This window comes from Azospirillum formosense (assembly GCF_013340925.1).
Taxonomy (GTDB): domain Bacteria; phylum Pseudomonadota; class Alphaproteobacteria; order Azospirillales; family Azospirillaceae; genus Azospirillum; species Azospirillum formosense.
The window spans coordinates 1-1,321 of record NZ_WHOR01000496.1 but is presented as its reverse complement, the minus strand read 5'-3'; the positions used below and the strand labels follow the sequence as shown (position 1 = coordinate 1,321).

1 protein-coding gene is annotated in these 1,321 nt (G+C 68.2%); it reads right to left on the bottom strand.

Translation table 11 applies throughout. The features are described 5' to 3' along the window. Positions 1-35 precede the first annotated feature (35 nt). The coding region (purB, locus tag GBZ26_RS29370; protein WP_174441801.1) for an adenylosuccinate lyase at positions 36-1,321 on the bottom strand (1,286 nt) is incomplete at its 5' end.

Below are 1,321 nucleotides of genomic sequence, written 5' to 3'. Positions count from 1 at the left end.
GGGTGGGGGCTCCGAAGACCGAAGCCCCCGAACCCTCATTCCCCGAACACGCGCTTGAACACCATGTCGACGTTCTTCGTGTGGTAGGTCATGTCGAACATCGGGGCCAGCGTCTCGCGCGAGATGTGCTTCGCGACGTCGGCGTCCGACGACAGCAGGTCGAGGAAATTCCCGCCCTTCTCCCACACCTGCATGGCGTTGCGCTGCACCGCCTTGTAGCTGTCCTCGCGGCTCATCCCGGCCTGGGTCAGGGACAGCAGGACGCGCTGCGAGAAGACCAGGCCGCCCAGGTCGTCCAGGTTCTTCTGCATGCGCTCCGGATAGACCACCAGCTTGTCCATCATGCCGGTCAGGCGGGCCAGAGCGAAGTCCAGCGTCACCGTGGCGTCGGGGCCGAACATGCGCTCGACCGAGCTGTGGGAGATGTCGCGCTCGTGCCACAGGGCGACGTTCTCCAGCGCCGGGACGACGGCGGCGCGGACGATGCGCGCCAGACCGGTCAGGTTCTCCGACAGCACCGGGTTGCGCTTGTGCGGCATCGCCGAGGAGCCCTTCTGGCCCGGATGGAAATACTCCTCCGCCTCGCGCACCTCGGTGCGCTGCAGGTGGCGGATCTCCACGGCCAGATTCTCGATCGACGAGGCGATGACGCCCAGCACCGAGAAGTAGAAGGCGTGGCGGTCGCGCGGAATGACCTGGGTGGACACCGGCTCCGGCGTCAGCCCCATCTTGGCGGCGACATGCTCCTCGACCCGCGGGTCGATGTTGGCGAAGGTGCCGACGGCGCCCGAGATGGCGCAGGTGGCGATGTCGGCGCGCGCCTGGACCAGACGCTCCCGCCCGCGGGCGAAGGCGGCGTAATGGCCGGCCAGCTTCAGGCCGAAGGTCGTCGGCTCGGCGTGGATGCCGTGGCTGCGCCCGATGGTGACGGTGTTCTTGTGCTCGTAGGCGCGGCGCTTCAGAACGGCCAGCAGCTTGTCCATGTCGTCGAGCAGCAGGTCGGCGGCCTGGGTCATCTGCACGGCGAGGCAGGTGTCCAGCACGTCCGACGAGGTCATGCCCTGGTGGACGAAGCGCGCCTCCGGCCCGACATGTTCGGCGAGGTTGGTCAGGAAGGCGATGACGTCGTGGCGGGTCTCCCGCTCGATCTCGTCGATGCGGTCGATCTCCCACTTGCCGCGCTCCCACACGGCGGCGGCGGCCTCCTTCGGGATGACTCCCAGCTCGGCCTGCGCGTCGCAGGCGTGCGCCTCGATCTCGAACCAGATGCGGAACCGGTTCTCCGGCTCCCAGATGCGGGCCATTTCGGGGCGGGTGTAGC